The sequence below is a fragment of the Rubrobacter taiwanensis genome (assembly GCF_004337705.1).
GTDB classification, from domain to species: domain Bacteria; phylum Actinomycetota; class Rubrobacteria; order Rubrobacterales; family Rubrobacteraceae; genus Rubrobacter_C; species Rubrobacter_C taiwanensis.
Genome location: NZ_SKBU01000004.1, coordinates 19820 through 45455, shown reverse-complemented (window position 1 = coordinate 45455; position 25636 = coordinate 19820). Strand labels below are relative to the sequence as shown.

The following is a 25636-nucleotide window of genomic DNA, read 5'->3' as shown; positions in this document are numbered from 1 at the left end:
GGGTTTTCCTCTGTGAACGATTTTATTTGCGGGAGCAGAGCTCTGGCTGTAAAGTAGGTGCGTATGCTAGGTAGGCGTCAGGATCTTGTCTCAGCGTTCTCTAGAGACTGGAGAGTGGGTTCGATATGTACAGAGAGATCTACGTCCCGGTAGACAACTCGGACTACTCCAATCAGGCGAGCGTCATCGGGGTAGAGGTCGCCCGCAGGTTCGGGGGTCGGGTAGCCGGGTGTCACGCCTACGCGGCGAAGATGCACGACGTCCGCTTCCGGCAGATGGAGAGCGGGCTCCCGGAGGAGTTCCGGGACGAGGAAGAGATGAAGCGCCAGCGCAAGATCCACGACCAGCTCATCACCAAGGGGCTGGAGATAATAACCGATTCCTACATAGATGTTCTGGAGCCCCTCTGCGAGAAGTACGACATTGAGCTGGTACGCCGCTCGCTGGAGGGCAAGAACTTCAAGGTCATCGTCGAGGACGTGAACAACGGTCCCTACGACCTGGTGGTCATGGGAGCGATGGGCATGGCCGCCGTCAAAGACACCGTGCTCGGCTCGGTGACCGAGCGGGTGGCCCGGCGCCTGAAGAAGGCCGATCTCCTGATCGTCAAGGATCTGGACCGGATGCCCTTCGATCACATCCTGGTCACCATAGACGGTTCGGCCAAGTCTCTGGGGGCGCTCAAGCGGGCCATCGAGCTGGCCAAGGCGTTTGACGGTTACGTGGAGGCCGTGAGCGTCTTCGACCCGTACTTCCACTACGCGATGTTCCATTCCATCGCGGGCGTGCTCTCTGCCAAGGCGCAGAAAGTCTTCAGGTTCAAGGAGCAGGAGAAGCTGCACGAGGAGATCATAGACTCGGGGCTCGCGAAGATCTACACCGCCCACCTGGAGGTCGCCAGGAAGGTCGCCGCGGACGAGGGCGTCGAGCTGAAGACTACGCTGCTGGCGGGCAAGCCCTTCGAGCAGGTTCTGAAGTACACCCGCGAGGTCGAACCCACGCTGGTCATGATGGGCCGCATCGGCTACCACTCCGACGACGACATGGACATCGGGTCCAATGCCGAGAACATGATGCGGTACTTGCCGACCAACGTAATGGTCGGCAACTACGAGTATCAGGCTCCGGACCTCTACACTGCCGCGGAGCACATGACCTGGACCAAAGAGGCCCTGGAGCGCATGGACCGGGTGCCGGGCTTCGTGGTCGGCATGGCGACCGGCGCCATTCTGCGCTACGCGATCGAGAAGGGCTACACGGTCATCACCGAGAGCGTGATCGACGAGGTCATCGAGAACATCCTGCCACCCGGTGCCATGGAGTCCATGCGCGCCGTCGGGGAGGAGATGCGCCGGAGGGAAGCCGCCGGTGAGGACGCCTCGGTAGACTCGCTCTTCCAGGACTTCACCGAGCGTACCGCAAGTGGCGGAAACGGCCATCGGGAGAACGGCGCCTCCGAGAAGGACGAGATCCTAAACAGCGGCCGCGGAGGCTTCGGGAAGGCCGAGGATCAGGGCGACATAGCGGGTATCTCCGAAGAGGTGCGCAGCGAGATAGACCGTGCCGCGCAGGGGAAAGACCGCTACGAGTGCGAGGTCTGCAACTACGTGGCCAAGGGCAAGCCGGTTAAGTGCCCGGTCTGCGGCGCTGAGGCCATAAAGTTCCGCCCGGTCGATCGGGAGATAGCCCGGGCCTCCGACGACGAGAACCTGAACCGCTCTGAGGTATACGACGGGCGGGAGCTGCTGTGGACGGACGATGCCAAGCGCCTGCTGGATACGCTCGACGAGTGGCAGGTCAAGCGCCGGGTCCGGGCGCGGGCCGAGAAGAGCGCGCTCAAGAAGGGCTACACCACCGTCACCCGCGAGTACGTCGAGCAGTGCTACCGGGAGGAGACCGGCCGCGACTACTACGAGACCGAGGTACGGCTCAACACCGAAGGGAACCGCGTCTACCCGCAGCGCGAGTCCGGCGGCTGCCCGGTCAGCCACGCCAGGCAGAAGGTGGAGCAGGAGACCGGCGAGAAGTGCCCGGTAGATCACAAGGCCTTCAAGCAAGCCGGAGAGAAGGTTCCGGAGGGCGGCTCGAAGCAGTTCGCCTGGACGGAGGACGCCGTAGCGCGTCTGGAGCGCGTCCCCAAGGGCTTCATGCGCAACATCTCGCGCAACATGACCGAGAACCTGGCGCGTGAGAAGGGCGTGCGGCAGATAGACCTGCCGCTCATCGAGGAGGCGCTCGAGGGGGCGCGCAACACGATGGAGGACGTTATAACGGGTAAGATCTCCATCGCCGAGCTGGCACGTGACACCGGGGAGACCATCTCCTCCGAGGAGGGCGAGGCCCCACACCCGACGCTCACCGTGACGATGGTCTGCACCGTCTGTGGCGAGGAGTCGGAGGGAATCCAGCCGCCCGAAGAGTGCGAGGTGTGCGGAGCACCGGCCGAGGACTTCGAGGTCAAGCAGGTATAGAGAAGAGGCAAAGGCGTAAGACCGGAGGCCCCGGCCCGCCCCCCAGGCGCCGGGGCCTTCTCGGGCGCGGAGGAAGGAAATGGCGAAGAAGCACACGGTGATATTCAAGCGGAGCGGTGTAAGCTTCGAGTGCGGTGAGGACGAGTACATCCTGGAGCGCGCAGAGGAGGAGGGACTGGATCTTCCGTACGACTGCCGCAGCGGTACCTGCACAACCTGCATGCAGAAGTGCCTGGAGGGAGAGATAGACCAGGATCTGGCCTTCGCCATCTCGGACGAAGAGCTCGAGCAGGGCTACCGCCTCATATGCATCGGCAGCCCCCTCTCCGACGTGGTGCTCGATGCCTGATGGATAATCACTCCCGATCCTCTATCCGTAGCTAACCGGCACCGGAGAGCGGACAACCGTATACATTCCTTTCGAAGCCCGCGCCGTCAAGCGTAACTCTGCCACAGACAAGCCGGGATTTTGTGTAATACTTAGTATTACACTTCGTGATCGGATAGAAGGGAGCTCATCAGGATGAGCCGAAGGAAGACGGAAGTTATGAGCTTCTCAGTACCGCCGGAGACGAAGAGAGAGTTCAAGAAGCTGGCGGAAGAGCAAAGTATGGGAGCGAGCGAGCTGTTCCGGGAGATGGTACGAGTCTACGAGGACTACCGGGAGGAGAAAGAGTTCCGGCGGTTACAGAGGTATGGGACCATCCAATCGCGGGGCAGGTTCGAGAGCGAGGAGGAGCTGTTCGAGTTTCTGTATTCGGAGAGGTAGCGGCCTCTGTCTACGAGCCACGAGCAAAGCAGGAGGGTTCCCAAGGTTGTCTTCGACTCCAACATTTTGGTAGCGGCGTACAACTGGCCCGGTGGTACAGCGGACCATGCCTACTCCCTGGTGAGAAGAGGGGTGGTAGAGCTGCACGTAAGTACGTTCATTCTGGACGAGGTCGGGCGAATCCTGCGCGAGAAGTTCGATTGGGAGGAGGACAAGATCGGGCGGGCGGTGGATCAGATCCGCAGGATCTCCGGCAGGGTACATGAGCCGGAAGATTCGGTGGACATGGTCGAAGACGATCCGGCGGACAATAGAGTTCTGGAGTGCGCTCTTGCCGCCGGTGCAGAACTCGTCGTGACCGGAGACAAAAAGCACTTACTACCTCTCGGGTCGTTCCAGGGAATATCTATTACCACCCTTAGAGACTTCCTGACCTCTTTCCCCGGAGACTGAACGAATCTCACCATCCCGGACGAAGAGCTCGAGCGGGGCTGCCGCCTCATATGCACCAGCAGCCCCCTCTCCGACGTGGTGCTCGATGCCTGAGTAGCAGGAGCCGGGTGCGGCATCTGGTACGCCGGGCTACGGGAGGGGCCTTGATCTTCCTCCTGCTGCTCCTAGGCACCGGGGCTCTCCAGCGCGACCACGCCCCTCCGAAGCCGGTAGGGATCACCGGCGATCACTCTTCGCTCGAATCTTTCGCACCGGTCTATCCCTCCGAGGCTGAGGGAGCCCGATACCTGCCGGGCAGCAGCGTGCTGCGGCTGCCGGGCGGCGACCTCCTCTACCTGCCGTCCGGAGAGAGCGGCCTCGTCCGCGTACCGGCCTCCGATCCGGGCGCGCGGGAGGCCATCCGGGAGAGCCGGGCCTGGCTACGGAGCGGCAACATTCCCGGCGCGAACGAGGCCGAACGCGCGCTGGCCGAGCGGGCGTTGCTGGACCTGCGGCTCCTGACCCGGCCCAACGGGGCCTCGATCGCGGCCCCACATCCGGGCTGGAACTACGTCTGGCCCCGGGATGCGAGCTGGGCGGCGGCCGCTTTCGCCGTCACCGGTCACCGGGAGGAGGCGCGCAGCATCCTGCACTTCCTCGCCAGCGTGCAGCGTGAAGACGGCACCTGGGAGGCCCGCTACCACATCACCGGCGAGCCCGTGGCCGACGGCCGGGCCCCGCAGTTAGACGGCAACGGCTGGTTCTTATGGTCGGTATGGTTCTGCTCTAAGATGGGCGAGTGGGAGATCGGGAGAGAGCTGTGGCCCGCCGCCCGGAAGGCGGCCGGCGCCGCCGCTGCTTCGCTCGGACGGGACGGCCTCCCGCCCCCCGGTCCGGACTACTGGGAGACGCCCACGGAGGAGCCGAACCTCGGGACCGCAGCGCCCCTGCTGACCGGCCTCAGGGCCGCATCGGACCTCGCCCGGCGGCTCGGTGAAGGACGGGCCGCGGAGCGGTACGCGGCGGCTGCGGTGGAGCTGGACGCAGCCATAGAGCGCAGCTTCGCCCCGAACGGCTACTCCCGCACCCCCGACCCGGAGAGTGGCGCCGACTCGGCAGTGGCGTGGCTAGGGCCGCCGTTCGCACCGGAAGACCCGCAGGTCCGGCGGTCCATAGAGGCAGCCATCTCCGGGCTCGCGGCCACCAACGGCGGTCTCCGGCCCGGCGAGAACTGGCGCTTCAACGAAGCCTGGACGCCCGAGACGGCCTTCTTCGCCCTCTCGGCCGCCGCTGGTGGCGACGAGGTTGCCGCCGGGCGCTGGTTGAGGTGGTTGGCAGAGCACCGCGCACCTACCGGCAGCTTCCCGGAGAAGGTCGCGGCGGACGGCCGGCCCGTCTCGGTAGCGCCGCTCGGCTGGACCGGTGCGGTCGTGCTGCTGACGCTCGCGGCCCGGGAGGAGCGGCTGCCGGTGCCCGTAGCGGGAGTTCGGGACACCCGGCATAATCCTTCAGAAGAGAGATAGGCTCCGCGAACGCGGCTTACCGGTCAGGAGGAGCGGATGAACTTCGACACAACCCCGGAGCAGCGCAAGTGGCGGGAACTCGCCCGCGAGTTCGCCCGGGACGAGATAGCCCCCCGGGCCGCCCGGCTGGACAGAGAGCAGAGATTCCCCTACGACATAATCGAGAAGATGGCGGATCTGGGGCTCATGGGCCTGACCATCCCCGAGGAGTACGGCGGCAGCGGGGGAGACTTCGTAGGCTACAACCTGGCGCTGGAGGAGATCAGCCGGGCCGACACCTCGGTCGGCATAACCATGGAGGCTCACATCTCTCTGGGCTGCGCTCCGCTCCTCAACTTCGGCACGCAGCAGCAGAAGGAGCGCTATCTGGGCGAGATCATCCAGGGCGGGCGGCGGCTCTGGGCCTTCGGGCTCACCGAGGAGAACGCCGGGACCGACGCGGGCGGCACCGAGACGACCGCCGAGCTCCAGGGCGGCGAGTGGGTCATCAACGGCTCGAAGAAGTGGATCACCAACGGCGGCACGGACATCACCGCCGGCGTAACGATAATCGCCCGGACCGGCACGCGCGGGGACGGCCGGCCGGAGCTGACGGCGATCATAGTGCCGCAGGACACGCCCGGCTACACCCGCGGCCCCGGCTACGAGAAGACCGGCTGGCGCGCCTCGGATCAGCGCCCCCTCTACTTCCGGGATTGCCGGGTGCCGGAGGAGAACACTTTGGGCGAACGCGGCCGGGGCTTCCGCCAGTTCCTGAGCACGCTGGACGGCGGCCGGGTCGCGGTCGGCGCCCTCTCCGTCGGGCTGGCGCAGGCGTGTTTCGACGAGGCCCTCAGGCGGGCCAGATCCCGCCGGCAGTTCGGGCGCCCGATCTCCGAGTTTCAGGCCATCCAGTTCAAGCTCGCCGACATGGCGATGGAGATCGAGCTGGCACGCAACATGGTCTTGAAGGCCGCCTGGCTCAAGGATCAAGGCCGGCCCTTCTCGCGCGAGGCCAGCATGGCTAAGGTCTTCGCCTCCGAGACGGCCAAAAGAGCCGCGGACCGGGCGGTCCAGATCTGGGGCGGCGAGGGATTCATGGAGACGAACGCCGTGGCCCGCTACTGGCGGCAGGTGAAGATCAACGAGATCGGCGAGGGAACGAGCGAGATCAACCGCCAGATCATAGCCCGCTCCCTGCTGCAGGAGGAGGCCGGGCACACCGCCGGAGAGAAGATCCCCGCCCAGTAAGAGAACGCGCGGCGGGAGGGGGGCGGCCTCCCGCCCCCCCTCCGGTTACCTCTGTGACGCTCCTCTACTAAGCGGCCCGCTCGAAGATGGCGGCGATGCCCATGCCGCCGCCGATGCAGAGGGTCACGAGACCGTAGCGGCCGTTGCGGCGCTTCAGCTCGTGCAGGATCTTGGTCGTCAGGATGGCGCCCGTGGCCCCGATGGGATGCCCGAGAGCGACCGCGCCGCCGAGCGGGTTGAGCTTCTCCTCCGGGACCTCCAGCTCGCGCCCGACGGCGACCGCGATGGAGGCGAAAGCCTCGTTGGCCTCCACGATGTCCAGATCGTCCACCGTAAGCCCGGCCTTCTTCAGGGCGGCCTGCGAGGCCGGGATCATGCCCGTCCCCATGATCGAGGGGTCCACCCCGGCCACCGCGGCGGAGACCAGCCTCCCATCGACCGGAAGGCCCAGCTCCTCGGCCTTCCGGGCCGTGGTGACGAGCGTGAAGCTCGCCCCGTCGTTGATACCGCTGGCGTTGCCGGCGGTCACCGTCCCGTCCCTCTTGAAGACCGGCCTGAGCTTGCCGAGCCCCTTGACGGTGGCGTTCGGCCGGACGTGCTCATCCGTGGTGAACTGCACCGTCTCCTTCTTCTGCCTGACCTCAACGGGCACGATCTGGTCCGCGAAGTACCCCTCCTCCATGGCCTTCGCGGCCCGCTGGTGGCTGCGCGCGGCGTAGGCGTCCTGCTCCTCCCGGCTGATGCCGTACTTCTCGGCGACGTTCTCGGCCGTGGTCCCCATGTGGTAGTCGTTGAAGATGTCCCAGAGGCCGTCGTAGACCATGTGGTCGTAGATCTCGGCGCCCGGCATCCCCATCCGGTAGCCGTAGCGCCCCTTGGGCAGAAGGAACGGCGCCCGGTCCATGTTCTCGATGCCGCCCGCAAGCACCACCTCGGCGTCGCCCAGAGCGACCTCCTGCGCCGCGGAGACTATCGCCTGCAGACCCGAGCCGCACATCCGGTTGAGGGTCATGGCGGGGGTCGTGACCGGAAGCCCGGCGTACATGCCGACCTGCCGAGCGGGGTTCATGCCCTGCCCCGCCGAGAGGATGTTGCCTACGATGACCTGATCCACGCGCTCAGGCTCTATGCCCGCGCGGGAGACGACCTCACGCGCCACGGTGGCCCCAAGCTCGGTGGCAGGTACGTCCTTGAGAGCTCCCCCGAAGGTACCTATGGCAGTCCTCAAGGGGGTGGAGACTACGATCTCGCTGCCGTTCACAGCGTTCACTCGGCTCCTCCTTTCCTGCGGATGTCCTTATCCGGAAGGATACCCCAAAGCGCGTAAATGGAAAAAGGGCCGGACGCAGATCGCATCCGGCCCCCGCAAATCTCCCCGCCTCTCCGGCGTTACTTGGTGACCTTCCCGGCCTCCTTCAGCCCCTCCTCATAATAGGCGAGCGGGGCATAGAGATAGTCCATGTAGGCGTCCACCGACTCCTGAACCAGAGCCTGAAAGGCGTCCCGCTGCTTCCGGGTGTGCTCGACCAGAGCCTGCGCGGTAGCCCGATTGGCCTCGGCCTGATTGCGATACTCCTCAAGAGCGTTCTCCACCCAGCTCTGGGCGAACTTCACGTTCCGCTCCTGCAGAGCCACAAGGTTGTCCACGACCATCTTGTAAGAGTCGCGCGTCGCCACGGCCAGATCCTCAGCGGCCCGGTTCATCTTCTCCGCCTTCTGCTCGGTCTTCTTGTCGGCCATTACTTCTCCTTTCTTGCGGTCTCCCGCAGAACTCGCTGCCCGAAAAGCCGCCGGTCGCCCTACTCTTCCTCTCGCTCCGGCGACCGGCCCGTGTACAGCCTGAAGAACGTGTCGGTCATCCTCCGGTACTGCTCCAGAGAGTCGGCCCAGAACCTCAGGTAAGCCTCGCCCACGTCCGTGATCGAGTACACCCTCCGCGCCGGACCATCCCCGGAAGTCTCCCACCGCGAACTGACCATCCCATCCCTCTCCATCTGACGCAACACCCTGTAAAGGGTGCCCGGGTTCATCGCACCAAACCCAAAGGCCGTCATCCGCTCCATCAGCTCGTACCCGTAGGAGTTCCACTCCCTCAAACAGAGCAACAGAAAGGGAACCATCCAGTTCTTCGGCCGGGCATTGGCCTTGCCGGCCTTCTCCCGAAGCTCCTCTTCCCGAGCCTTCTTGTCCTTGTCGTCCTTCTCAGCCATACTCAGTCTATGTGCATTCTACATATATATACCAAGCTGTCAAGGGTTAGGATTCATTTATTTAGAAATTTCCCGGATCGTTTGTGCGGGAAACCGGGGGATGGTTTTGGGTAGACTATGGTTTTGCAGGCTGCGACTCTCTGGGAGCGGGCGGTAGGAATTGGTGGAGAACGGTTTGATCGAGCGTTTGAGGAGCGGCGACCGGCGGGCGCTGGCGCGGGTCATATCCAAGATCGAGGACGGTTCTCCGGAGACGCCGGAGATAATCTCCGAGCTCTATCCGAGCACGGGGGGGGCGTACAGTCTGGGGTTCACCGGTCCGCCGGGGGTTGGGAAGAGCAGTTTGATCGGCCAGCTCATAAAGCTGTACCGGCGGGAGGGGCTTAAGATCGGGGTGGTTTCGGTAGACCCTTCCAGTCCGTTTTCGCAGGGTGCGATCCTGGGCGACCGCATCCGGCTCGCCGAACACTTTCTGGACAGGGGAGTCTACATCCGCTCGATGGGCAGCCGGGGGCATCTGGGCGGCTTGGCGGCCACCTCAAAGCTCGGCGCTCTGGCGATGGAGGCTTATGGCGTGGACCTCGTCCTCTACGAGACGGTCGGGGTCGGGCAGGGGGAGGTTGAGATAGCCTCGGCCGCGGACACCGTGGTCGTAGCGCTTCAGCCCGGTTCCGGCGATGCGGTGCAGGCGCTCAAGGCGGGCGTGATGGAGGTCGCGGACATCTTCTGTGTCAACAAGGCCGACCATCCGCAGGCCCGCGGCACGGCGGCGCAGGTGCGCTCGATCCTGGAGATCGGGCAGGAGCTCAACCCGCGGCCGTGGGTCCCCCCCATCGTCATGACCCGGGGGGACAGCGGCGAGGGCGTAGAGGAGCTCAAGGAGAAGATCGAGGAGCACCGCGCCTTTCTGGAGGAGAGCGGCGAGCTCAAGACCCGCCGCCGCGAGTCTCTTAAGGGCACCGTCATCTCCTGGGCCTCTTCCCGGCTGGAGGAAGAGCTTCAGAGCCGGCTCTCGCGTGAGAACTCCGAGCTCATGAACCGGGTGTACTCCCGCGAGCTGGACCCCATTACCGCGGCGGAGAGGCTGCTGCGGGAGGTGCAATAGCGGGGGCGGGGTTCTCGGAGACTGGGGGGTGAGAGATTGGTTTATGCGTCCAGAATCGTTCCGGCGGGTGTTCTTCCGGCCCTGGTGGCATTGCTGGTGTTCGCCGCAGGAGCGGTGGCCGGCACCGGAGGCGCGCAGGAGGATACAGGCAGCAGGACGCTGGAGCTGACACCGGTCGACGGGCAGGAAGTGAGCGGGACCGTCACCTTCACCGCCGTCGAAGGCGGCGTCGAGGTGACCTTGGAGGTGGCGAACCTGCCGGAGAGCGGGGCGGAGTACCCCGCGCACATCCACCGGGACGCAACCTGCACCGCCGGCCGCGCCGGTCAGGAGGGACCGGTCGAGCATTCCCTGGAGCCCGTAGTAGCTGGGGAGGACGGCGCCGGGGCCGGCACGACCATGCTTGAGGGAGTGGAGCTCGCCGGCCTCTTCGCCGGTGAGACCACGCGCTACGTCGACGTCCACGCTGCGCGGGGAGACGAGGTGCCGCCCGGGATCGCCTGCGCGGATCTCATCCCGATCCGTACACCGGGCGGTGAGGAGACGCTGCACGAAACCGGCGGCATCTCCCCGCTCCTGCCGGCGGGGATTGTGGCGCTGATCGGGATCGGGGCCCTCGCCGTAAGGGCGCTCGCTACCCGCGGACCCGGACGTTGAAGCGGTTCATCGCGGCCTCCGGCCCCTCCAGGATCACGGCCTCGACCGCGTCGGCCGCGCGCGGGATCGCCTCCCGCAGGGCGGGGTCCATCTTCGAGAGCACGTAGTCCCGCGGGTCTACTCCCGCGGGCGGCCGTCCGACCCCGATCCGCACGCGCACGAAGTCGCGGCCGAGCCGGGCGATGATTGAGCGCAGCCCGTTATGCCCGCCGGCACCGCCCCCGACCTTGACCCGCACGACCCCGGCATCCAGGTCCAGATCGTCGTGCACGACGATGAGCTCATCCGCCCGGTAGCCGCCCAGAGCCCGGCCGGACTCGTTCATGTAGGTTCGGGGCTTCAGGAGCTCGGCCGGCCGGCCTTCGATCATCACCGAGGCTGCCTCGGCTTGCTTCACGCGCTTCCAGCGGCCGCCGTGGCGCCCGGCGAGTTCGTCGGCGACCAGGAAGCCCGCGTTGTGCCGGGTTCCGGCATACCGGGGTCCGGGGTTGCCCAGCCCGACGACGACGGGGGGCCGGAGAGGCCCCCCGCCCGCAGAAGGAGCATCCGCTGCCACGGTTGCGGTCTACTCCTCCTCTTCCCCTTCGGCGGCCTCCTCTTCGGCCTCGGGGGCCGGCTCCTCCTCGGCCGGCTCCTCGACGACGCCCGCGGCCTCCATCTCCTCCTCGGTGATCTCGGTCGGCGGGCTGATGGTCACCGCAACCTCTTCCGGATCGGAGAGCAGGGTCACGCCCTCGGGGAGCTTCAGGTCGGCGAGCGTCAGGTTCTCGTTCATCCCCAGCCCGGAGACATCCAGCTCCAGCTCCTGCGGTATGTTCCCCGGCAGCGTCTCGACCTGCACCTCGTAGACGACCTGGTTCAGAACGCCGCCCTCCTGCACGCCCGGAGCCTCGCCTACGATCGTGATCGGGACGGTGACCTCGATGCGCTCGGTCATGATGACCGGCACGAAGTCCACGTGCAGCAACCGGTCGGTGATCGGGTCCCGCTGCAGGTCTATGATCCGGGCCGTCACCGACTTGCCGCGCTCGTCCTCAATCTCGTAGATGGCGTTGTCGCCCAGGCGATAGAGCGTCTGGTCCACCGTCTTCGCCTTCACCGCCAGCTTCGCGCTGTGCTCCCCTTTCCGGTAGAGGATCGCGGGCACGAATCCGCTGCGCCGCAGGCGGCGGGCGGCGTTCTTGCCGCTCTCGTTGCGGTCCAGAGCCTCCAGATGAACGTTCGCCATAACCGATCACCAAACCTTTTCCGTTCAGAAGAGCTGGTTCTCGCCCATGAACACCGCGCTCACGGACTCACCCAGAAATACGTTCCGTATCGTATTCGCCAGAATGGGAGCGATCGTAAGCGTCCGTATCTTAGACGTCGGGCGGTCGGCCTTCAAGGGCAGCGTGTCGGTCACCACGATCTCGCGGATCACGGACTCCTCCAGCCTCTCGTAGGCACTGCCGGAGAACTCGCCGTGGGTGGCGGCGGCGTAGATCTCGGTCGCCCCCTCCCGGATCAGCCGCTCCGCCGCGTTGCAGAGCGTCCCCCCGGTGGCGATTATGTCGTCTATCAGGATGGCGCGCCGGCCCTCGACCTCGCCTATGACGTGCGTGATCTCCGACTCCCCGGGTCCGCGGCGCGTCTTGCTCAGGATAGCCCACGGCAGCCCCAGATGGTCGGCCAGCAGCTTGGCCTGCTTCACCTCTCCCGTATCCGGAGCGACGACCACGGCATCCCCGGCTCCCTTGAAACCCTGGTCGATGTAGTAGTCCACGAAGGTGTGCATCGCGGTCAGGTGATCGACCGGGAAGTTGAAGAAGCCCTCGATCTGTCCCACGTGCAGGTCCATGGTCATCACGCGGTCCGCCCCGGCGGTCTGGATCATGTTCGCAACCAGCCGGGCCGTTATCGGTTCGCGCGGCTTGGTCTTGCGGTCCTGACGGGAGTAGGCGTACCACGGGATCACCGCCACGATGTTAGCCGCCGAAGCGCGCTTGGCGGCGTCTATCATGATGAGCAGCTCCATCAGGTTCTGGTTGACGGGGTCGCAGAGGCTCTGGACGATGAAGACGTCCGAGCCGCGGATGCTCTCCAGATACCGGGCGTACATCTCCCCGTTGGCGAACTGCCTCAGCTCGACCTCGCCCAGATGAATGTCCAGCCGGTCGGCTATCTTCTCCGCGAGTTCGGGGTATCCGCGCCCGGAGAAGAGCATAAGTCTCCGCTCGGCGGCCTGCGACAGATACCCGTTGCGCATCTCTATCTCCGCCTCCATATTCCGCTGACCGTCCCCCCCTCAATCTCTTTCGCCGCCGGAGATGTCCCGGATAACCCGCGCGGGCATGCCGACGGCCAGCTTGCCCGGCGGGATGTCCTTGTTCACAACGCTTCCGGCTCCGAGATAGGCTCCACGCCCTATTGTAACAGGCGCGATCAAATTCGTATTTACGCCCGTGAACACGCCGTCCTCTATGACGGTGCGGTTCTTGTTCCTGCCGTCGTAGTTGGCGGTTATCGTGCCCGCACCGAGGTTGACACCCTCCCCGATCTCGGCGTCCCCCACGTAGCTGAGGTGCGGGATCTTGCTCCCGGCCCCTACCCGGCTGTTCTTGATCTCGCAGTAGGACCCCACCTTCGCCCCCCGGCCCAGCACCGTGCCCGGCCGCAGGTAGGAGAAGGGTCCTACGGTCGCTCCCGCGCCGATGCGGGCCCCGCGGCCGACCGAATGCTCCACCACGGCCCCGTCCTCCACGACCGTGTCCACCAGGTCCGTGGACGGGCCGATGACGCAGTCAGAGCCTATCTTCGTGCTGCCCCGCAGAAGCGTCCCGGGCAGGATGATGGTGTCCGGCCCGATCTCTACCGAAGCCTCTATATGGGTGGAGACGGGATCGCGCACCGTCACCCCGGCGACCATGTGCGCGTCCAGAATGCGGCGCCGGAGGATCTCCTCGGCCTTCGCCAGCTGCGCCCGGTTGTTCACCAGGTGCGCCTCCTCCAGGTTCCTGAGCCGGTAGGTCACGGCGCGGGCCCGCCGCCCGATGATCTCCAGCGCGTCCGTCAGGTAGAGCTCGCCCTCGCCGTCCTGCCGCTCCATCCGGCTCAGAGCGTCCCGGATCAGGGGCAGCTCGAAAGCGTAGAGCCCCAGGTTGACGAGCTGGTTCTCGCGTTCTTCCGGCGTGGCCTCCTGTTCCTCTACGATGCGCACCGTGCCGGCGTCTTCGGTGACCCGCCCGAGACCCGTGGGATCTGGAAGCTCAGCCGCCAGCACCGTGGCCCCTACCCCGGCGGAGCGGTGCCGCTCCAGCAGCTCCCGCAGCGTCCGCTCGGAGATGAGCGGGCCGTCGCCGTTCACAACCAGCAACGTCCCTTCCTCGGCCTCGATCTCCTCCAGCGCGACCCTTACCGCATCCCCGGTGCCCAGTTGCCGCTCCTGGAAGACCGGTACGGCCTCCGGCGGTAGCACGGCCCTTACCTCCTCGGCCTGATGCCCCACCACGACCAGCAACCGCTCGGGCCTGAGGGGGAGGATCGCGGAGATGGCGTAGTTGACCATCGGCACGCCGCATAGGGTGTGCAGCATCTTGGCCCGGTTGGACTTCATCCGGGTGCCCTTGCCGGCCGCCAGTACGGCGACGAAGAGCGGCCTGTCGTGCGTCATGAGTCCGTGAACTCCTCTGCCCGATGGAACCTGCAAAGCAGGGAGTGCTGGGGCGGCAGGATTCGAACCTGCGATCCCGGGACCAAAACCCGGCGCCTTACCACTTGGCTACGCCCCAACGCCCGCAACGCGGCGGATTATACCGGATATAGACCGCGAGGTTCAGGCCCGCAGCCACCCGGTTCTCCCCGCTATTTTATCTCCTCGCCGAGGCGTTCAATCCCCCGCTGCACCGGCTCGTAGACGCCGGCGAAGTCCGCCCGCACCGCCGCAGCGGCCCGCCGGGCGAGCTCGCCGGAGGCGAAGATCCCGTACACCGCCGTACCGGTCCCGCTCATCTCCGCCCCGAGCGCCCCGGCCCGCAGCAGATCACTCTTGAGATCCCCCACCTCAGGCACCCTCTTTACGGTCACGCCGGTCAGGTCGTTCTCGATGGCGGCGGCGAGCAGGTTCAGGCTCCCGGTCTCCAGCGCCTCTATGACCGGCCCGACGCTCTCCACGCCGTCCCGTTCTTCTGCGTCGTAGTCCCGGTAGATCCGGGCCGTGCTCGCACCGCGCGGGGGCTTGACGACGACGAGCCGGTGCGGCGGCGGAGCCGGCAGCACAGAGAGGCGATCACCGATCCCCTCCCCGAGCGCCGTGCCGCCCCTCAGGCAGAAGGGGACGTCGGCCCCCACGCGAGCTCCGGCCTGGGAGAGCTGCTCCTCTAGAAACCCGAGCGCGTAGATCCGGTTCATCCCGAAGAGCACGGCGGCCGCATCGGCCGACCCTCCTCCGAGCCCGGAACCGGGCGGGATCCGCTTGCGCACCCGTACCCGGACCGGCAATTCCTCTCCGGCTAGCCCGCATATCGCCTCCCACGCCCGGCGCATCGTATTCGCCTCCGGCGGACCGAGATCCATCCCGGCCGGCTCCACCTCAAGCTCGAACCCCGCTCCCCCCCGCCTCATCGCTACCTCGTCCGCGAGCGAGATGCTCTGCAGGACGGTTCGGAGCTCGTGGTATCCGTCCGGCCGGGAGCCCAGTACCTCCAGAGCGTAGTTGATCTTGGCGCGCGCCAACAGCCGGATCGTCATAACGCCCCGGCCAGCCTCGCGAACTGCTCCGGCTCCAGCTCCTCGGCCCGAACGTCTGGCCCGAACCCCAGATCCCGCAGCGCCTGCCCGGCGGCCTCCCGGTCCGGCAGGTTGTTTACCAGACGCTTGCGCCGGCTGGAGAAGGCGGCGAGCACGAGCTCCCTGATCCGGCCGCAATCCTCCGGGACCGGCCCCCGGCGCTCCAGCTCCACCACGGCCGACCACACCCGTGGCGGCGGTTCGAAGACGCGGGGCGAGACCCGGTGCACCACCCGCACCCGTGCCAGAAGCTGCACCAGCACCGCGTACGAGCCGTAGTCCTTGCTCCGGGGCGCAGCGGCCATCCTCCGCGCTACCTCCAGCTGCACCATGAACCGGAGGATGCGCAAACACCCTACCTCCTCCAGCAACCGCAGCACAAGCGGCGAGGCGATGTTGTAGGGCAGGTTCGCCGCCAGACGGACCGGAGGCGGATCCAGCCGTCCGTAGTCGAAGGTGAGAGCGTCGGCCTGGTGGATCCTCACGTTCGCAAACCCCCGCACGGCCTCCTCCAGTTCCGGGATGATCTCCGCATCTAACTCCACAGCGTGCACCAGCCGGGCCCGCTCCGCCAGCACGGCCGTGAGCGCCCCCCTCCCCGCCCCAATCTCCAGCACCACGTCGCCCTCCCCCACGCCCTCCGCCACGATGCGGGCGATGTTGGGGTCCTTCAGGAAGTGCTGGCCCAGCCGTTTCTTCGGGAAACTCAATCTCCCTCTAGACTTCAAGGGGCAGGCCGAATACATCCCGGGCATTGCGGGCCGTCATCCTGCCCAGCTCCTCAGGCTTCATCCCCAGCCGCTCCGCGATAAAGCGGGCAGTGTAAACCACGTTCTTCGGCTCGTTCCTGGTGCCCCGCACGGGCTCGGGACTCAGGTAGGGAGCATCGGTCTCGATCAGGAGCCGCCCGGGGTCTATAAGGTGAAGGAACCCGGCGGTGACGCTCTTCCGGAACGTAACGTTGCCCGCCAGCCCGATGTAGTAGCCGCGCTCACCGGCCTCCCGGATCTCACGCTCACCGCCTTCGAAGCAGTGCAGCACCACCGGGACACGGGCGCGGCTCAAACAACCCATCGTGTCGTCGAACGCCTCCCGGTTGTGGATTATGAGCGGGATGCGTGTGTCGTTGGCGAGTGAGATCACATCCTCAAATAGGGCCTGTTGTACCTCCTTCGACCAGTACTCCCGGTAGTAGTCTAGCCCTACCTCCCCAAGCGCCACGATCCCCGGCTCCTCCAGAAGCTCGGCCAGGGCCTCCAGATCCTCCGCCGTGTAGTTGCCCGCATTCTGGGGATGTATGCCCGCCGCCGAATATACGCCCGGCAGCGCGGTCACCAGCTCCGCACCCCGCCGCGAGTCCTCGACGTCGGTGCCGATGTTGACCACGGCCCCGACCCCCGCCTCCCGGGCCATCCGCACGGCCTCACCGGGCGGTCGCTCCAGCCGCAGGAGGTGCGTGTGAGAATCCACATACATACCCCGGCATTATTGCAAAGCCCCGAATCCCGAGAAAGGCCGCAGCTCCATCGCCTTGACAAATCGTTCCTCTGTGCTATGTTTATTTTCTTCGCGCAGGTGGTATATAGAGTACAGATCAGCACCCAGCCGCATCTAACTCGATAATGACGCGCAGGCCGGCAGGAAGAGTGGCGCCGGGTCTGGGCGGTTATTGCTGCGGGGGGGTTGCGGTGTTTTGAGAAGCAGATTTCGGGATAAGGAGGTTATATAAGATGGAGGATCTGAAGAAGATGCTCGGCGAACAGCAGAAGAGGCCGGAGGAGACGCCGGAGCTCATCCCGGCGTACTTCTCCCGCATAGATCAGGGCAAGCTGCTCACGCACGAGGAGGAGATAGAGCTCTCCCGCCGGGCCAAGCGCGGTGACCGGCAGGCGAGGAAGAAGCTCATCGAGAAGAACCTCAAGCTGGTCATCAGCGTGGCCAAGAAGTACCGGGGGATGGGCCTGCCGTTCGAAGACCTCATCCAGGAGGGCAATATCGGCCTGATGCGGGCCGTGGAGAAGTACGACCCCGAAAGGGGCTACCGCTTCTCCACGTACGCTACCTGGTGGATAAGGCAGGCGGTGCAGCGGGCCGTGGCCGACAAGGGCCGCACCATAAGGGTCCCGGTACACATGGGCGAGAAGATCCGGAAGGTTATCAGGACCCAGAACGAGCTCTCCGCCGAGCTCGGCCGGGATGCTACCGAAGAGGAGGTGGCCGGGCAGCTCGGCTGGTCCGTGGAGGAGCTCAAGGAGGTCAAGAGCGCCATGGCCGACGCCACCAGCCTCAACCGCCCGCTCACCAGCGGTTCCGAGGAGGAGGGCTCCGAGCTGGGCGAGTTCGTCGAGGATGAGCGGAGCTCCGACACCGCTTCCGAGGTGGTGCGGGGCATGGAGACGGAGCTGCTCTCCGAGGCTATAAAGCGCCTGCCCGACCGGCACCGGCACGTGCTGGTGCGGCGCTACGGGCTGGATAGCCGCGAGCCCGCCACGCTGGCGAAGCTCTCCGACGAGATGGGCGTCTCCCGGGAGCGCGTGCGGCAGCTGCAGCGGGAGGCCGAACACATGCTGCGCTCCGGCGAGCTCGGTCAGGCCGGGCGCAACGCGGCGTAAAAGCTTGTGGAGAAGAGGGGCCGCCGGGTTTCTCCGGCGGCCCTTTCTTTCTCACCGGGCGGTCCAGCCTCCGTCCATCACCAACGAAGCTCCGTTCATGAACGAGGCTGCATCGGAGCAGAGGTAGACGACGAGTTCGGCGACCTCTTCGGGTTCGATCAGGCGCTTTATGGCCGGTTCGGTGAGCATGATCTCCTCGATCACCCGCTCCTCCGGGATGCCGTGCGTCCTCGCCTGGTCCGAGATCTGCCCCTCCACCAGCGGCGTCCGGACGTACGCCGGGCAGACGCAGTTGGAGGTCACGCCGTGCGGCCCCCCTTCCAGCGCGACCACCTTGGAGAAACCTTCCAGCCCGTGCTTGGCCGCGACGTACGCGGACTTGTACGGCGAGGCCCGCAGACCGTGCACCGAGGAGATGTTGATCACCCGGCCCCAGCCCCGCTCGTACATCCCCGGCAGCGCGGCGCGCACGATCCTGAACGGCGCCTCCAGCATCACCCGCAGCATCGCCGCAAACTTCTCCGGCGGAAACTCCTGGACGGGCGAGACGTGTTGCAGACCGGCGTTGTTGACCACGATCTCTGCCTCCACCTCCAGCCCGTCCAGCGCGGCGGGATCGGACAGATCGGCCCGCACGGCCTTTCCCCCGAGTTTGCCGGCCACCTCCTCAGCAGCCTCGCCGTCCAGGTCCAGCACCGTGACCTCCGCACCCGCGCGGGCCAGCCGCGCGGCGCAAGCCCTCCCGATACCGCTCGCCCCCCCGGTCACCAGCGCCCGGCGGCCCGAGAGATTCACGCCGGAGGCGGCGGAGCTCATCCCTACAGAGAACCCGCTCATGCCCCCTCCCGGGCGACCCCGCCCTTGCGCTCGGCGATCAGCTGCCGCTCCTCCTGCTGGTCAGCCGCTATATCCTCCCGGAAGGTCTCGGTCGCCAGGACCACCGCCACGATGGTTATGAGGGCCATGAAGCCGAGGTACACGGCGACCGGCCAGTAGCTGCCGGCCCACGCCAGCAACGCCGTGGCGATAAACGGCGAGAGGCCGCCCGCAAAGACCGAGGCAAGCTGGTAGCCGAGCGAGGCCCCGCTGTAGCGGACCCGCGTGCCGAAGAGCTCGGAGAAGAAGGCCGCCTGCGGCCCGTACATCGCAGCGTGGCCGCCGGCGAGTGCCAGCGCAATCGCCAGCCAGATAAGCACATTGACGCTGGTGTTGACGAGCCAGAAGAACGGGAAGGCGAAGAGCAGCGAGAAGACCGCACCGCCCAGGTACACCGGCCGGCGGCCGAACCTGTCAGAAAGCGCAGCCCAAGCCGGAATGGTGCAGAGCTGGATCGCCGCGGCGATCATGACACCGGCCAGGATCATGCTGTTCGGCAGCCCCAGCTGCTGGGTGGCATAGGCCAGCACGAAGACGCTGAACACGTAGAACGATCCGTTCTCCGCCACCCGCAGACCCATCGCGATCAGGACCGACTTCGGGTAGGTGCGCAGCACGTCTATGATCGGCATCCGGGCCTCCGTGCGGCTCTCCCGCACACGCCGGAAGGCCGGCGACTCCGAGATGGAGAGCCGGATGTACAGCCCCACACCCACCAGCACTATGCTAAGGAGAAACGGCACGCGCCAGCCCCAGGCCAGAAACGCCTCCTCCGGCAGCAGCGCGGCGAAGATGTACAGGGCGCTCGTCCCGAGCAACAGCCCCGCCGGAACGCCCATCTGGGGCCAGCTGCCGTAGAACCCGCGCCTGCCGGGCGGCGAGTGCTCGACGGCCATCAGGACCGCACCGCCCCACTCTCCCCCGACAGCGAGCCCCTGCAGGATACGCATCGTGACGAGCAGTATCGGAGCCCAGATGCCTATCTGGGCATACGTCGGCAACAGCCCGATGAGAAACGTGGCGATGCCCATGATCATCAGCGTGATCACCAGCATCGTTTTGCGCCCGATCCGGTCCCCGAAGTGGCCGAAGATTATGCCGCCCACCGGCCGGGCGAAGAACCCGACCGCAAAGGTCGCGAACGCCGCCAGCGTCCCGGTCAGGGGATCGAACTCCGGGAAGAAGAGTACGCCAAAGACCAGCGCCGCCGCCGTGCCGTACAGGAAGTAGTCGTACCACTCGATGGCCGTCCCGATGAAGCTGGCCAGTGCGACCTTCCGGATCTCTGCACCCTGAACTGCCCGTTGTCCGCCTTCTCTCTCCATACACATCCTCCTGTCGAGTTTAGAGCCCCCCAAATTCCCCGCTCTCCGATTACCCGCCCCTCATACGCCCCTTTCCCCCCTTCTCCTTCCTAACACCTCCTATCGAGCAGGAGTTGACGACGTCCCCGCCCTCCGGCTTCGGTACGAACCGGCTGCCGGGAGGCTTCCGGCCGCTCTCGACCCACCGCTCCATCAGCTCGAAAGCCGCCCGGTAACAGGGCAGGATCGGGCGCAGCCGGTCCGGGTACCTGTCGTAGTAGGAGTCCACGTGGTTGCCGGCCTCGATCACGTAGTAGCGGTGTAGCCGCTTGTTGCCGGCCTCCCTGACCAGCCGCTCGTACTCGTCGGCGTGCAGACCGATGGGTAGCAGGGCGTCGAGCGTGCCGTGCAGCGTGATCATGGGCCGCCCGATATCCCCGTCCAGCGACACCCGCCCGACGGCGTCTTTTACCTCCTGCGGCCGACCCTCGTAGTCGTAGTCGGCGTCGCAGTTCGGGGTGCCGGGCCGGCAGAATGGGATACCCGCTTCGAGAGCACCGTCGTATTCGGGGTCGAACTCCTCCCGGTAGATCCGCTGCGTCAGGTCCCAGTAGGTGAGGTAGTGGTCCTGCCACAGGAACTCCGAACCCGGCTAGAACCCGGCCCGGATCATGGCCCGGTAAGCCCTCCTGTCCCCGGTCGCCGCGTAGCGCGGGTAGTTCGCCAGCGCAACCGGCAGGTACGTGAGCAGGTTCGGCCCCTCCTCCCGGAAGAGCGTCCCCTCCCAATCCACCCCGCCGTCGTAGAGCTCAGGGCTGTTCTCCAGCGCGTAGCGCGTGAGATACCCGCCGTTGGAGATGCCGGTGATATACGTCCTCTCCGCCTCCCGGCCGTAGTACTGCTCGACGGTGGCCTGCGCCGCGAGCGTGAGCTCCTCCACCCGATAGTGCCACTCGGCCACCGCGTCACCGGGCTCCTCGCCGTCCCGGTAGAAGAAGACGCCGGTGTTTCCCTTGTCGGTGGCAGCGAAGGCATAGCCCCGGGCCAGCACCCAGTCGCTGATGATGAAGTCGTTGGCGTACTGCCGCCGCACCCCCGGAGCTCCGGTGACCACGAGCTTGCCGTTCCAGTCGTCGGGGAGCCGGATCACGAACTGCGAGTCGTGGAAGTAGCCGTTGTTGCTGTTCGAGTAGGAGTCATCCGGGAAGTAGCCGTCGATCTGAACACCCGGAACACCGCTCGGGTTCCAGGTGCCGCTGGCGTGCAGCCCCTCCCAGTCGGAACGGTTGGTGTGCCCCGTGCGCTCGGTGCCCGCGGTCGTTAGGTCGTCCAGACACGCCACCTTCTGCCGCTCCGCGCCCGGCACCAGCACCCCCTCCGCGCACACAGCCGCCCCCGCCAAGCCGGATTCCCACACCATGACGGCCGAGAGTGCCGCCAGACAAACCGCCGCTATTAGAACGGCCGAAAACCGTGCCCCGAACCTGCCGCGATGAACGCCGTTAGACTTCACGCTTACCACCCCTCTCTCCCCAAATACCTGGATTGTATCTCTCTGGCAAGATCCGTTACTATGTTGTCGGAGACAAAACTCCGGGCAGGGGTTTGTATGACGGAACAAAGCGGTGTCTGGAACCTGCTGGAGCGGGCCGCTCTGGAGCCGGAGCGGCGGGCCGGGGAGCTGGAGCGGGCGCTGGCGGGTGTTGCCGGCTGGGTCTCTGCTGCGGGCACGGCCCTGATCCGGCCCCGGCTGGACGGGGAGACGCCCTGGCAGGTGAGCTATGCGGGAGAGCGGCGGGCGGAGTTGCTGCGCTGGCTGCGCTCCCGCCTCGACGCTTCGCCGGAGGTCACGGCTCAGGCGCTCATGCAGCGGGCTCCCTGCTTCCCCGGGATAGAGCCGGTCCTCTTCCCTCTCCATCCGCGGGAGGCGGCCCTCCGGGGGTTCTGGGTTCTGTGGCCGCGCGGTGGGCTTGCGGGGGCGGAGAGGCTGGAGCGCTTCCGGCAGGCTCTGGAGTCGTTTCTGGAGGTGGAGCACCTGGAACGCCTCTACTTCCGCGGCGGCGCGCCGCTGGAGGAGGAGCTGGCAGACGCGCTCAGAAATCGGGACGAGCAGGGACTGCCCGCACTGCTGACCCTGGCGCGAGCGATCGGCGATGCGGATCTCACCTACTGGGGCAGCGTGCACGACGAGCTGGTGGACGTGAAGTGGCACCTGGGGGCCCGGGACGCCGGGTTTGGCTTCGAGCTGCCCCTCGGGGAGGGGGTCGGCGGACGGGCGTTCGCCGGGGGTGCGGTCTTCGAGATCGAAGACTACCAGAACTGCCGCTACCGCTACCCGGGCGTCAGCGACGTCACCGACGAGGAGCAGGCCCGTTCGGTGCTCGCCATCCCGGTCCGCAGCTCTACCCCACAGACCGGTGCGGTACTCTACGCCGTCCGGCGGGAGGTGGCGCCCTTCTCCCCCGCCCGGCGGACGCTGCTGCTGCGTCTGGCCCGCGGCGTCGAGCCGGTGCCCGAGCTGTGGCCGGCTCCCCGGCACCTGTTCGTCTCGGGCCGGGATCACCTGAAGGTCGTGAAGTCCGAGCTGCGCCGGATCCTGCTCCACTCCACCCAGGTGCGGGATCTAGAGCTGTGGCTCGAACGGCTCGTCCGGGGACCGGCGATCTGCGTGGATTCCGGAGAGCGTCCGTACGTGTTCCACAACCTGGACCGTCTGGAGCGCCTCTGTGCGGGACGCGCGCCGCAAACCGTTCCGCTGGACGGCTCCGGAGACCGGGGCCGCCTGTACCTCTGGCCCTCGGTGAACCTTCCCCTGGCGGAGTGGCCCGACCTGCTCGATGACGCCGCGGTCGCAGCCGGCGTGATCATAGACCGCATGGAGCACGCCTATAACCGGCTCAACCACCAGCGCTCCCGGTGGCTCCAGGGGGTAGCGGAGGGGAACGCCTCCCCGCAAGCGCACCGGGAGGGGAACCATCTGGGTCTGGCGGTGGACCGGGGCGAGGTGTGGGTCTTCGCCTGGACCGCGGAAAAGGCGCACACCCGGCTCAAGATGCTGGCCGAGGACGCCGTGCTAGACCTGCTGGGCGACCCGCTCGTCGTGCTCGAGGACGGCCTAGGGGTGGTGCTGCGCCGGAGCCGGACGCGCAGCCGGCCCTCGGCCGTGCGCGACGAGCTGCTGAAGTACTTCGGGCCGGACCCTCTGTGGCTGGTGCACGGCGCAGCCTACGATACCTTCGGAGAGCTCAAGGACGCCCTGCTGCACGCCGTGGGGATAGCCCGCCGCGCGCGGCGGGAAGACGCCGGGCGCTATGTCCTGGAGGTGAGCAGCTGGGGGCTGGACAGCCTGCTGGAGAACCCCCGGCTGGGCGGCGAGCTGGCGGCGTTCGCGCAGAACCTCCTCTCCCCCCTGCTGGCCTACGACCGGGAGCACGGCTCCGAGCTCACCAGAACCTTCTGCCTGGCGCTCGCCCTCGGCTCGCCCCGCGCCGCGGCCGAGCGGCTCTTCGTGCACGAGAACACGGTCCGCTACAGGGTGCGGCGCGCAGAGCAGATCCTGGGCCGGGATCTGGAGCGGCCCAAAGAGCGGACCGCCCTGAGCCTGGCCGCCTTCGCCTGGCTGCGCCGCAACCCGGTGCGCAGCGCCTGAAGCATAGACGGCGAAACCCGGGAAGTCATGGAACGGGCGCCGGACGCAAAGACGCGGTCCTCAAGGGCGCAAACCACTACTCGGTGCTGTGCGAGCCGTTCGTGCAGCGGCACAAAGACATCCGCCCGGACCGGGTTACGCTCCGCCCAGACGGGGAATAATTATTTGGTTCACTTTATCGCTTCTGGCGGGCGGAAAGGAGGAGAACATGCGGGCGATGGACTGCGAGTGCGGCAGGCACCTGGAAGCGCCGGATGACGAAGCCCTGGTGGAGCAGGCGCGCAGGCACGTCGACGAGGACCACCCCGAGATGCACCTGAGCGACGAGGAGATCCGGGGCCTGGTCTCGGATAGAGTCTATACTCAGGGCGACGAGGGCGAAGGAGGCCTCGACAAGAGAGCTCCCTCGGGCGCTTAGAACAGGCGGCTCTGCGCCTCAGGAGCGGAGCAGGGAGCCGGCCTCTTCTGCGACGAACTCCCCGAGAGCCGCGTAGAGCCTCTCGGCGGTCTCTGGTTTCGCCCGGCGCGGGTCTCCGCAGTAGGCTTCTGGAGCCCCCAGCTCCGGGAAGGTGCGCCCGCCGGCCGCCCGGAGCTCGGAGATACGGCAGGCCTCCCAGTTCGCCGGCAGCGAGGCCAGGGCCTCTCCGTCCACGAGTTCGGGAGCCCGCAGCATAACCAGTGCCGTCTCCCACTCCCCGGCGTGGATATCGCACTCCGGGTGATCCTCGTCCAGAAGGTGCAGCAGCCCCGGCAGCGCGTTCGTGTACCAGCGGGAGACCGCCACCACTGCTCCACCTTCTCCCGCCCGTTCGGCTCCCGCCCGCAGCGCCGCCAGGTTCTCCCCTTCGGCGTGCCCGCTTACCACCAGCACCCGGCGGAACCCCGAACGGGCCAGGCTCCGGCAGATGTCCTCTACGAGCGCCGCCACCACCTCCGACCGGACCGTGACCGTGCCGGGGAAGGGAGATGCGGCCTCGGCCAGGCAGTAGGCGAGCGGGGGCGCTATCAGGCACTCGGTGCGCCGGGCGGCGAGCTTCCGGGCTGCGCGATCGCAGAGCTCGCGGGCCGCCAGGAGGTCGGTTCCTACCGGCAGGTGGGGGCCGTGCGCCTCCGGCGGGCCGACCGGGAGGAGAGCCAGCTCCGTCCGGGCGGCGAGCTGCCCGATCCGGGGGTAGGTCATCCGTTCCATGTGGTGAAGCGAGGTCATTTGCCTCCCCGTCCTCCGGCCACCCGACCGGATTATATATTTCTCTGGTGCTGCGTCAGGTGTGCAGGCCCGGCGCAACGGGCAAAAAAGCAGGGTAGGTGCAAGAGCCGGCCATCTTTAGAGGAGGGAGCATGGAGATAGAGAAACTGGACCACGTAGCGCTCTACATGAGCGACAGAGAGGCGGCTGCCGCGTTCCTGACCTCGCATCTGGGGCTCCACGTCGTGGACCGTACCGACCGCTACACTCTGGTGGGAGCCGGGGGCAGGATCGGGAAGCTGACCCTCTTCGACGCCCCGGAGGGAACGGTGCCGGCGCCGCAGGTGATCGAACGCATAAACTTCCGCGTGTCGGACCCCGAGTCCGCCGCCCGGCTCCCGCAGGAGGCCGGCGTGGAGCGGCGGGACGGCGCATACCTCTTCACCGGCCCGGAGGGGCTGCCGTTCGCTCTCGTGCCAGGCGAGGGAGGCTTCACCGACTACGACCTGGAGGGCATCGTTCTGCGCTCCGGCGACCCGGAGGGCTCGGCGCGCCGCTTCGCCGGGATGGGCTTCGAGCCGGGGGAGGACGAGCGGACGGTCCGGGCCGGCGAGTACCGGCTGCGCCTGACCTCCTCGACGCCCTTCAGGGAAGGTCAGGAGATGCTCTACCACCTGGGCTGCCTGGTGCAGTCGGCGGAGGATCACCGCCGCGAAGCCGAGGAGCGGGGGCTGGAGATCCAGGACTTCGTCGAGGGCCCGAACACCCGGGCCGTCTTCGTCCGGGGACCGGAGGGCATCAGCGTGGAGTACGTGGAGCACAAGCCCACCTTCTCGCTGACCTGACCG

Annotated in this window: 25 protein-coding genes, 1 tRNA gene and 1 pseudogene; 12 read left to right on the top strand and 15 right to left on the bottom strand. The window is 66.8% G+C overall.

Translation table 11 applies throughout. From position 1 onward, the window contains the following. Positions 1 to 125: 125 nt before the first annotated feature. The 6 genes from E0L93_RS01955 (at position 126) to E0L93_RS01925 (ending at position 6425) form a co-directional block, all read left to right on the top strand. Positions 126 to 2471: a universal stress protein gene (locus tag E0L93_RS01955; protein ID WP_132687752.1), complete on the top strand. Its 2346-nt coding sequence runs from the start codon at positions 126 to 128 to the stop codon at positions 2469 to 2471. 79 nt (positions 2472 to 2550) lie between these two features. Further along, complete coding sequence (locus E0L93_RS01950; RefSeq protein WP_132687749.1) at positions 2551 to 2820, top strand: 2Fe-2S iron-sulfur cluster-binding protein; 270 nt, start codon at positions 2551 to 2553, stop codon at positions 2818 to 2820. Positions 2821 to 3018: 198 nt separating this feature from the next. Continuing rightward, the gene (locus tag E0L93_RS01945; RefSeq protein ID WP_165874105.1) at positions 3019 to 3240 is read left to right on the top strand and encodes a ribbon-helix-helix protein, CopG family; all 222 of its coding nucleotides are present in this window, start codon (positions 3019 to 3021) and stop codon (positions 3238 to 3240) included. Between the two features lie 6 nt (positions 3241 to 3246). Continuing rightward, a complete protein-coding gene (locus tag E0L93_RS01940) occupies positions 3247 to 3693 on the top strand; it encodes a putative toxin-antitoxin system toxin component, PIN family (protein ID WP_132687744.1) in 447 nt (148 codons plus the stop codon). Between the two features lie 107 nt (positions 3694 to 3800). Further along, positions 3801 to 5195, top strand: coding sequence for a glycoside hydrolase family 15 protein (locus E0L93_RS01930; protein WP_132687741.1), 1395 nt, complete (start codon positions 3801 to 3803; stop codon positions 5193 to 5195). Positions 5196 to 5231: 36 nt separating this feature from the next. Next, the gene (locus E0L93_RS01925) at positions 5232 to 6425 is read left to right on the top strand and encodes an acyl-CoA dehydrogenase family protein (protein WP_132687722.1); all 1194 of its coding nucleotides are present in this window, start codon (positions 5232 to 5234) and stop codon (positions 6423 to 6425) included. Positions 6426 to 6492: 67 nt separating this feature from the next. On the opposite strand, the gene E0L93_RS01920 is transcribed toward E0L93_RS01925, so the two are convergent. The 3 genes from E0L93_RS01920 to phaQ all read right to left on the bottom strand — a co-directional run bounded on the left by E0L93_RS01920 (position 6493) and on the right by phaQ (position 8635). Further along, positions 6493 to 7686: a thiolase family protein gene (locus E0L93_RS01920; RefSeq protein WP_132687830.1), complete on the bottom strand. Its 1194-nt coding sequence runs from the start codon at positions 7684 to 7686 to the stop codon at positions 6493 to 6495. A gap of 128 nt (positions 7687 to 7814) precedes the next feature. Next, positions 7815 to 8165: a hypothetical protein gene (locus tag E0L93_RS01915; RefSeq protein ID WP_132687720.1), complete on the bottom strand. Its 351-nt coding sequence runs from the start codon at positions 8163 to 8165 to the stop codon at positions 7815 to 7817. 59 nt (positions 8166 to 8224) lie between these two features. Next, positions 8225 to 8635, bottom strand: a complete 411-nt coding sequence (gene phaQ / locus E0L93_RS01910) for a poly-beta-hydroxybutyrate-responsive repressor (protein WP_132687717.1) — start codon at positions 8633 to 8635, stop codon at positions 8225 to 8227. A 163-nt stretch (positions 8636 to 8798) separates the two neighbouring features. On the opposite strand from phaQ, the gene meaB reads away from it, so the two are divergent. Beyond that, on the top strand, positions 8799 to 9740 hold the full coding sequence (gene meaB / locus E0L93_RS01905) for a methylmalonyl Co-A mutase-associated GTPase MeaB (RefSeq protein WP_243638070.1): 942 nt from the start codon (positions 8799 to 8801) through the stop codon (positions 9738 to 9740). An 84-nt stretch (positions 9741 to 9824) separates the two neighbouring features. Further along, positions 9825 to 10397: a superoxide dismutase family protein gene (locus tag E0L93_RS01900; RefSeq protein WP_165874103.1), complete on the top strand. Its 573-nt coding sequence runs from the start codon at positions 9825 to 9827 to the stop codon at positions 10395 to 10397. Here the strand turns inward: E0L93_RS01900 and pth are convergent. The 8 genes from pth to E0L93_RS01860 form a co-directional block, all read right to left on the bottom strand. After that, positions 10375 to 10953 (bottom strand): aminoacyl-tRNA hydrolase, encoded by a 579-nt coding sequence (gene pth, locus E0L93_RS01895; protein ID WP_132687708.1) that lies wholly within the window; start codon positions 10951 to 10953, stop codon positions 10375 to 10377. The genes E0L93_RS01900 and pth overlap by 23 nt on opposite strands. Before the next feature lie 9 nt (positions 10954 to 10962). Then, a complete protein-coding gene (locus tag E0L93_RS01890) occupies positions 10963 to 11625 on the bottom strand; it encodes a 50S ribosomal protein L25 (RefSeq protein WP_132687705.1) in 663 nt (220 codons plus the stop codon). A 24-nt stretch (positions 11626 to 11649) separates the two neighbouring features. Then, a complete protein-coding gene (locus E0L93_RS01885; RefSeq protein ID WP_243638069.1) occupies positions 11650 to 12660 on the bottom strand; it encodes a ribose-phosphate diphosphokinase in 1011 nt (336 codons plus the stop codon). 21 nt (positions 12661 to 12681) lie between these two features. Continuing rightward, complete coding sequence (glmU, locus tag E0L93_RS01880) at positions 12682 to 14046, bottom strand: bifunctional UDP-N-acetylglucosamine diphosphorylase/glucosamine-1-phosphate N-acetyltransferase GlmU (protein ID WP_132687702.1); 1365 nt, start codon at positions 14044 to 14046, stop codon at positions 12682 to 12684. Positions 14047 to 14093: 47 nt separating this feature from the next. Then, positions 14094 to 14164, bottom strand: a tRNA-Gln gene (locus E0L93_RS01875). Positions 14165 to 14237: 73 nt separating this feature from the next. Beyond that, entirely contained in the window at positions 14238 to 15122 is an 885-nt protein-coding gene (ispE, locus tag E0L93_RS01870; protein WP_132687700.1) for a 4-(cytidine 5'-diphospho)-2-C-methyl-D-erythritol kinase, read from the bottom strand. Further along, the gene (gene rsmA, locus E0L93_RS01865) at positions 15119 to 15871 is read right to left on the bottom strand and encodes a 16S rRNA (adenine(1518)-N(6)/adenine(1519)-N(6))-dimethyltransferase RsmA (protein ID WP_165874102.1); all 753 of its coding nucleotides are present in this window, start codon (positions 15869 to 15871) and stop codon (positions 15119 to 15121) included. Before rsmA ends, ispE begins: the two co-directional genes overlap by 4 nt. A gap of 7 nt (positions 15872 to 15878) precedes the next feature. Then, a complete protein-coding gene (locus E0L93_RS01860) occupies positions 15879 to 16631 on the bottom strand; it encodes a TatD family hydrolase (protein WP_165874101.1) in 753 nt (250 codons plus the stop codon). A gap of 260 nt (positions 16632 to 16891) precedes the next feature. Here E0L93_RS01860 and E0L93_RS01855 point away from each other — a divergent pair, with 260 nt between their 5' ends. Continuing rightward, positions 16892 to 17773, top strand: a complete 882-nt coding sequence (locus E0L93_RS01855) for a sigma-70 family RNA polymerase sigma factor (RefSeq protein WP_243638068.1) — start codon at positions 16892 to 16894, stop codon at positions 17771 to 17773. Positions 17774 to 17824: 51 nt separating this feature from the next. On the opposite strand, the gene E0L93_RS01850 is transcribed toward E0L93_RS01855, so the two are convergent. From E0L93_RS01850 to E0L93_RS16525, 3 genes and pseudogenes are all read right to left on the bottom strand, one after another. After that, on the bottom strand, positions 17825 to 18610 hold the full coding sequence (locus tag E0L93_RS01850; protein WP_207890269.1) for a 3-hydroxybutyrate dehydrogenase: 786 nt from the start codon (positions 18608 to 18610) through the stop codon (positions 17825 to 17827). Then, complete coding sequence (locus E0L93_RS01845) at positions 18607 to 19974, bottom strand: MFS transporter (protein ID WP_243638067.1); 1368 nt, start codon at positions 19972 to 19974, stop codon at positions 18607 to 18609. Before E0L93_RS01845 ends, E0L93_RS01850 begins: the two co-directional genes overlap by 4 nt. Before the next feature lie 49 nt (positions 19975 to 20023). Next, positions 20024 to 21373: pseudogene (locus E0L93_RS16525) on the bottom strand (tannase/feruloyl esterase family alpha/beta hydrolase). 189 nt (positions 21374 to 21562) lie between these two features. Between E0L93_RS16525 and E0L93_RS15980 the strand changes: the two are divergent. Continuing rightward, on the top strand, positions 21563 to 23602 hold the full coding sequence (locus tag E0L93_RS15980; protein WP_207890266.1) for a PucR family transcriptional regulator: 2040 nt from the start codon (positions 21563 to 21565) through the stop codon (positions 23600 to 23602). A gap of 208 nt (positions 23603 to 23810) precedes the next feature. Continuing rightward, positions 23811 to 24020, top strand: coding sequence for a DUF1059 domain-containing protein (locus E0L93_RS01825; RefSeq protein WP_132687688.1), 210 nt, complete (start codon positions 23811 to 23813; stop codon positions 24018 to 24020). An 18-nt stretch (positions 24021 to 24038) separates the two neighbouring features. On the opposite strand, the gene E0L93_RS01820 is transcribed toward E0L93_RS01825, so the two are convergent. After that, complete coding sequence (locus tag E0L93_RS01820; protein WP_132687685.1) at positions 24039 to 24809, bottom strand: creatininase family protein; 771 nt, start codon at positions 24807 to 24809, stop codon at positions 24039 to 24041. Between the two features lie 131 nt (positions 24810 to 24940). Here E0L93_RS01820 and E0L93_RS01815 point away from each other — a divergent pair, with 131 nt between their 5' ends. Then, positions 24941 to 25633 carry a VOC family protein gene (locus E0L93_RS01815; RefSeq protein ID WP_132687682.1) on the top strand — a complete coding sequence of 231 codons (693 nt, stop codon included), beginning with the start codon at positions 24941 to 24943 and terminating at the stop codon, positions 25631 to 25633. The last annotated feature ends 3 nt before the right edge of the window (positions 25634 to 25636 follow it).

Coding starts and splice junctions, on each gene's coding strand:
- E0L93_RS01885 (WP_243638069.1), bottom strand. CDS start 12,660: ATGGAGGCGGAGATAGAGATGCGCAACGGGTATCTGTCGCAGGCCGCC.
- E0L93_RS01825 (WP_132687688.1), top strand. CDS start 23,811: ATGCGGGCGATGGACTGCGAGTGCGGCAGGCACCTGGAAGCGCCGGAT.
- E0L93_RS01915 (WP_132687720.1), bottom strand. CDS start 8,165: ATGGCCGACAAGAAGACCGAGCAGAAGGCGGAGAAGATGAACCGGGCC.
- E0L93_RS01950 (WP_132687749.1), top strand. CDS start 2,551: ATGGCGAAGAAGCACACGGTGATATTCAAGCGGAGCGGTGTAAGCTTC.
- E0L93_RS15980 (WP_207890266.1), top strand. CDS start 21,563: ATGACGGAACAAAGCGGTGTCTGGAACCTGCTGGAGCGGGCCGCTCTG.
- E0L93_RS01945 (WP_165874105.1), top strand. CDS start 3,019: ATGAGCTTCTCAGTACCGCCGGAGACGAAGAGAGAGTTCAAGAAGCTG.
- E0L93_RS01925 (WP_132687722.1), top strand. CDS start 5,232: ATGAACTTCGACACAACCCCGGAGCAGCGCAAGTGGCGGGAACTCGCC.
- E0L93_RS01955 (WP_132687752.1), top strand. CDS start 126: ATGTACAGAGAGATCTACGTCCCGGTAGACAACTCGGACTACTCCAAT.
- E0L93_RS01855 (WP_243638068.1), top strand. CDS start 16,892: ATGGAGGATCTGAAGAAGATGCTCGGCGAACAGCAGAAGAGGCCGGAG.
- glmU (WP_132687702.1), bottom strand. CDS start 14,046: ATGACGCACGACAGGCCGCTCTTCGTCGCCGTACTGGCGGCCGGCAAG.
- phaQ (WP_132687717.1), bottom strand. CDS start 8,635: ATGGCTGAGAAGGACGACAAGGACAAGAAGGCTCGGGAAGAGGAGCTT.
- E0L93_RS01845 (WP_243638067.1), bottom strand. CDS start 19,974: ATGGAGAGAGAAGGCGGACAACGGGCAGTTCAGGGTGCAGAGATCCGG.
- E0L93_RS01850 (WP_207890269.1), bottom strand. CDS start 18,610: ATGAGCGGGTTCTCTGTAGGGATGAGCTCCGCCGCCTCCGGCGTGAAT.
- E0L93_RS01890 (WP_132687705.1), bottom strand. CDS start 11,625: ATGGCGAACGTTCATCTGGAGGCTCTGGACCGCAACGAGAGCGGCAAG.
- E0L93_RS01820 (WP_132687685.1), bottom strand. CDS start 24,809: ATGACCTCGCTTCACCACATGGAACGGATGACCTACCCCCGGATCGGG.
- E0L93_RS01815 (WP_132687682.1), top strand. CDS start 24,941: ATGGAGATAGAGAAACTGGACCACGTAGCGCTCTACATGAGCGACAGA.
- ispE (WP_132687700.1), bottom strand. CDS start 15,122: ATGACGATCCGGCTGTTGGCGCGCGCCAAGATCAACTACGCTCTGGAG.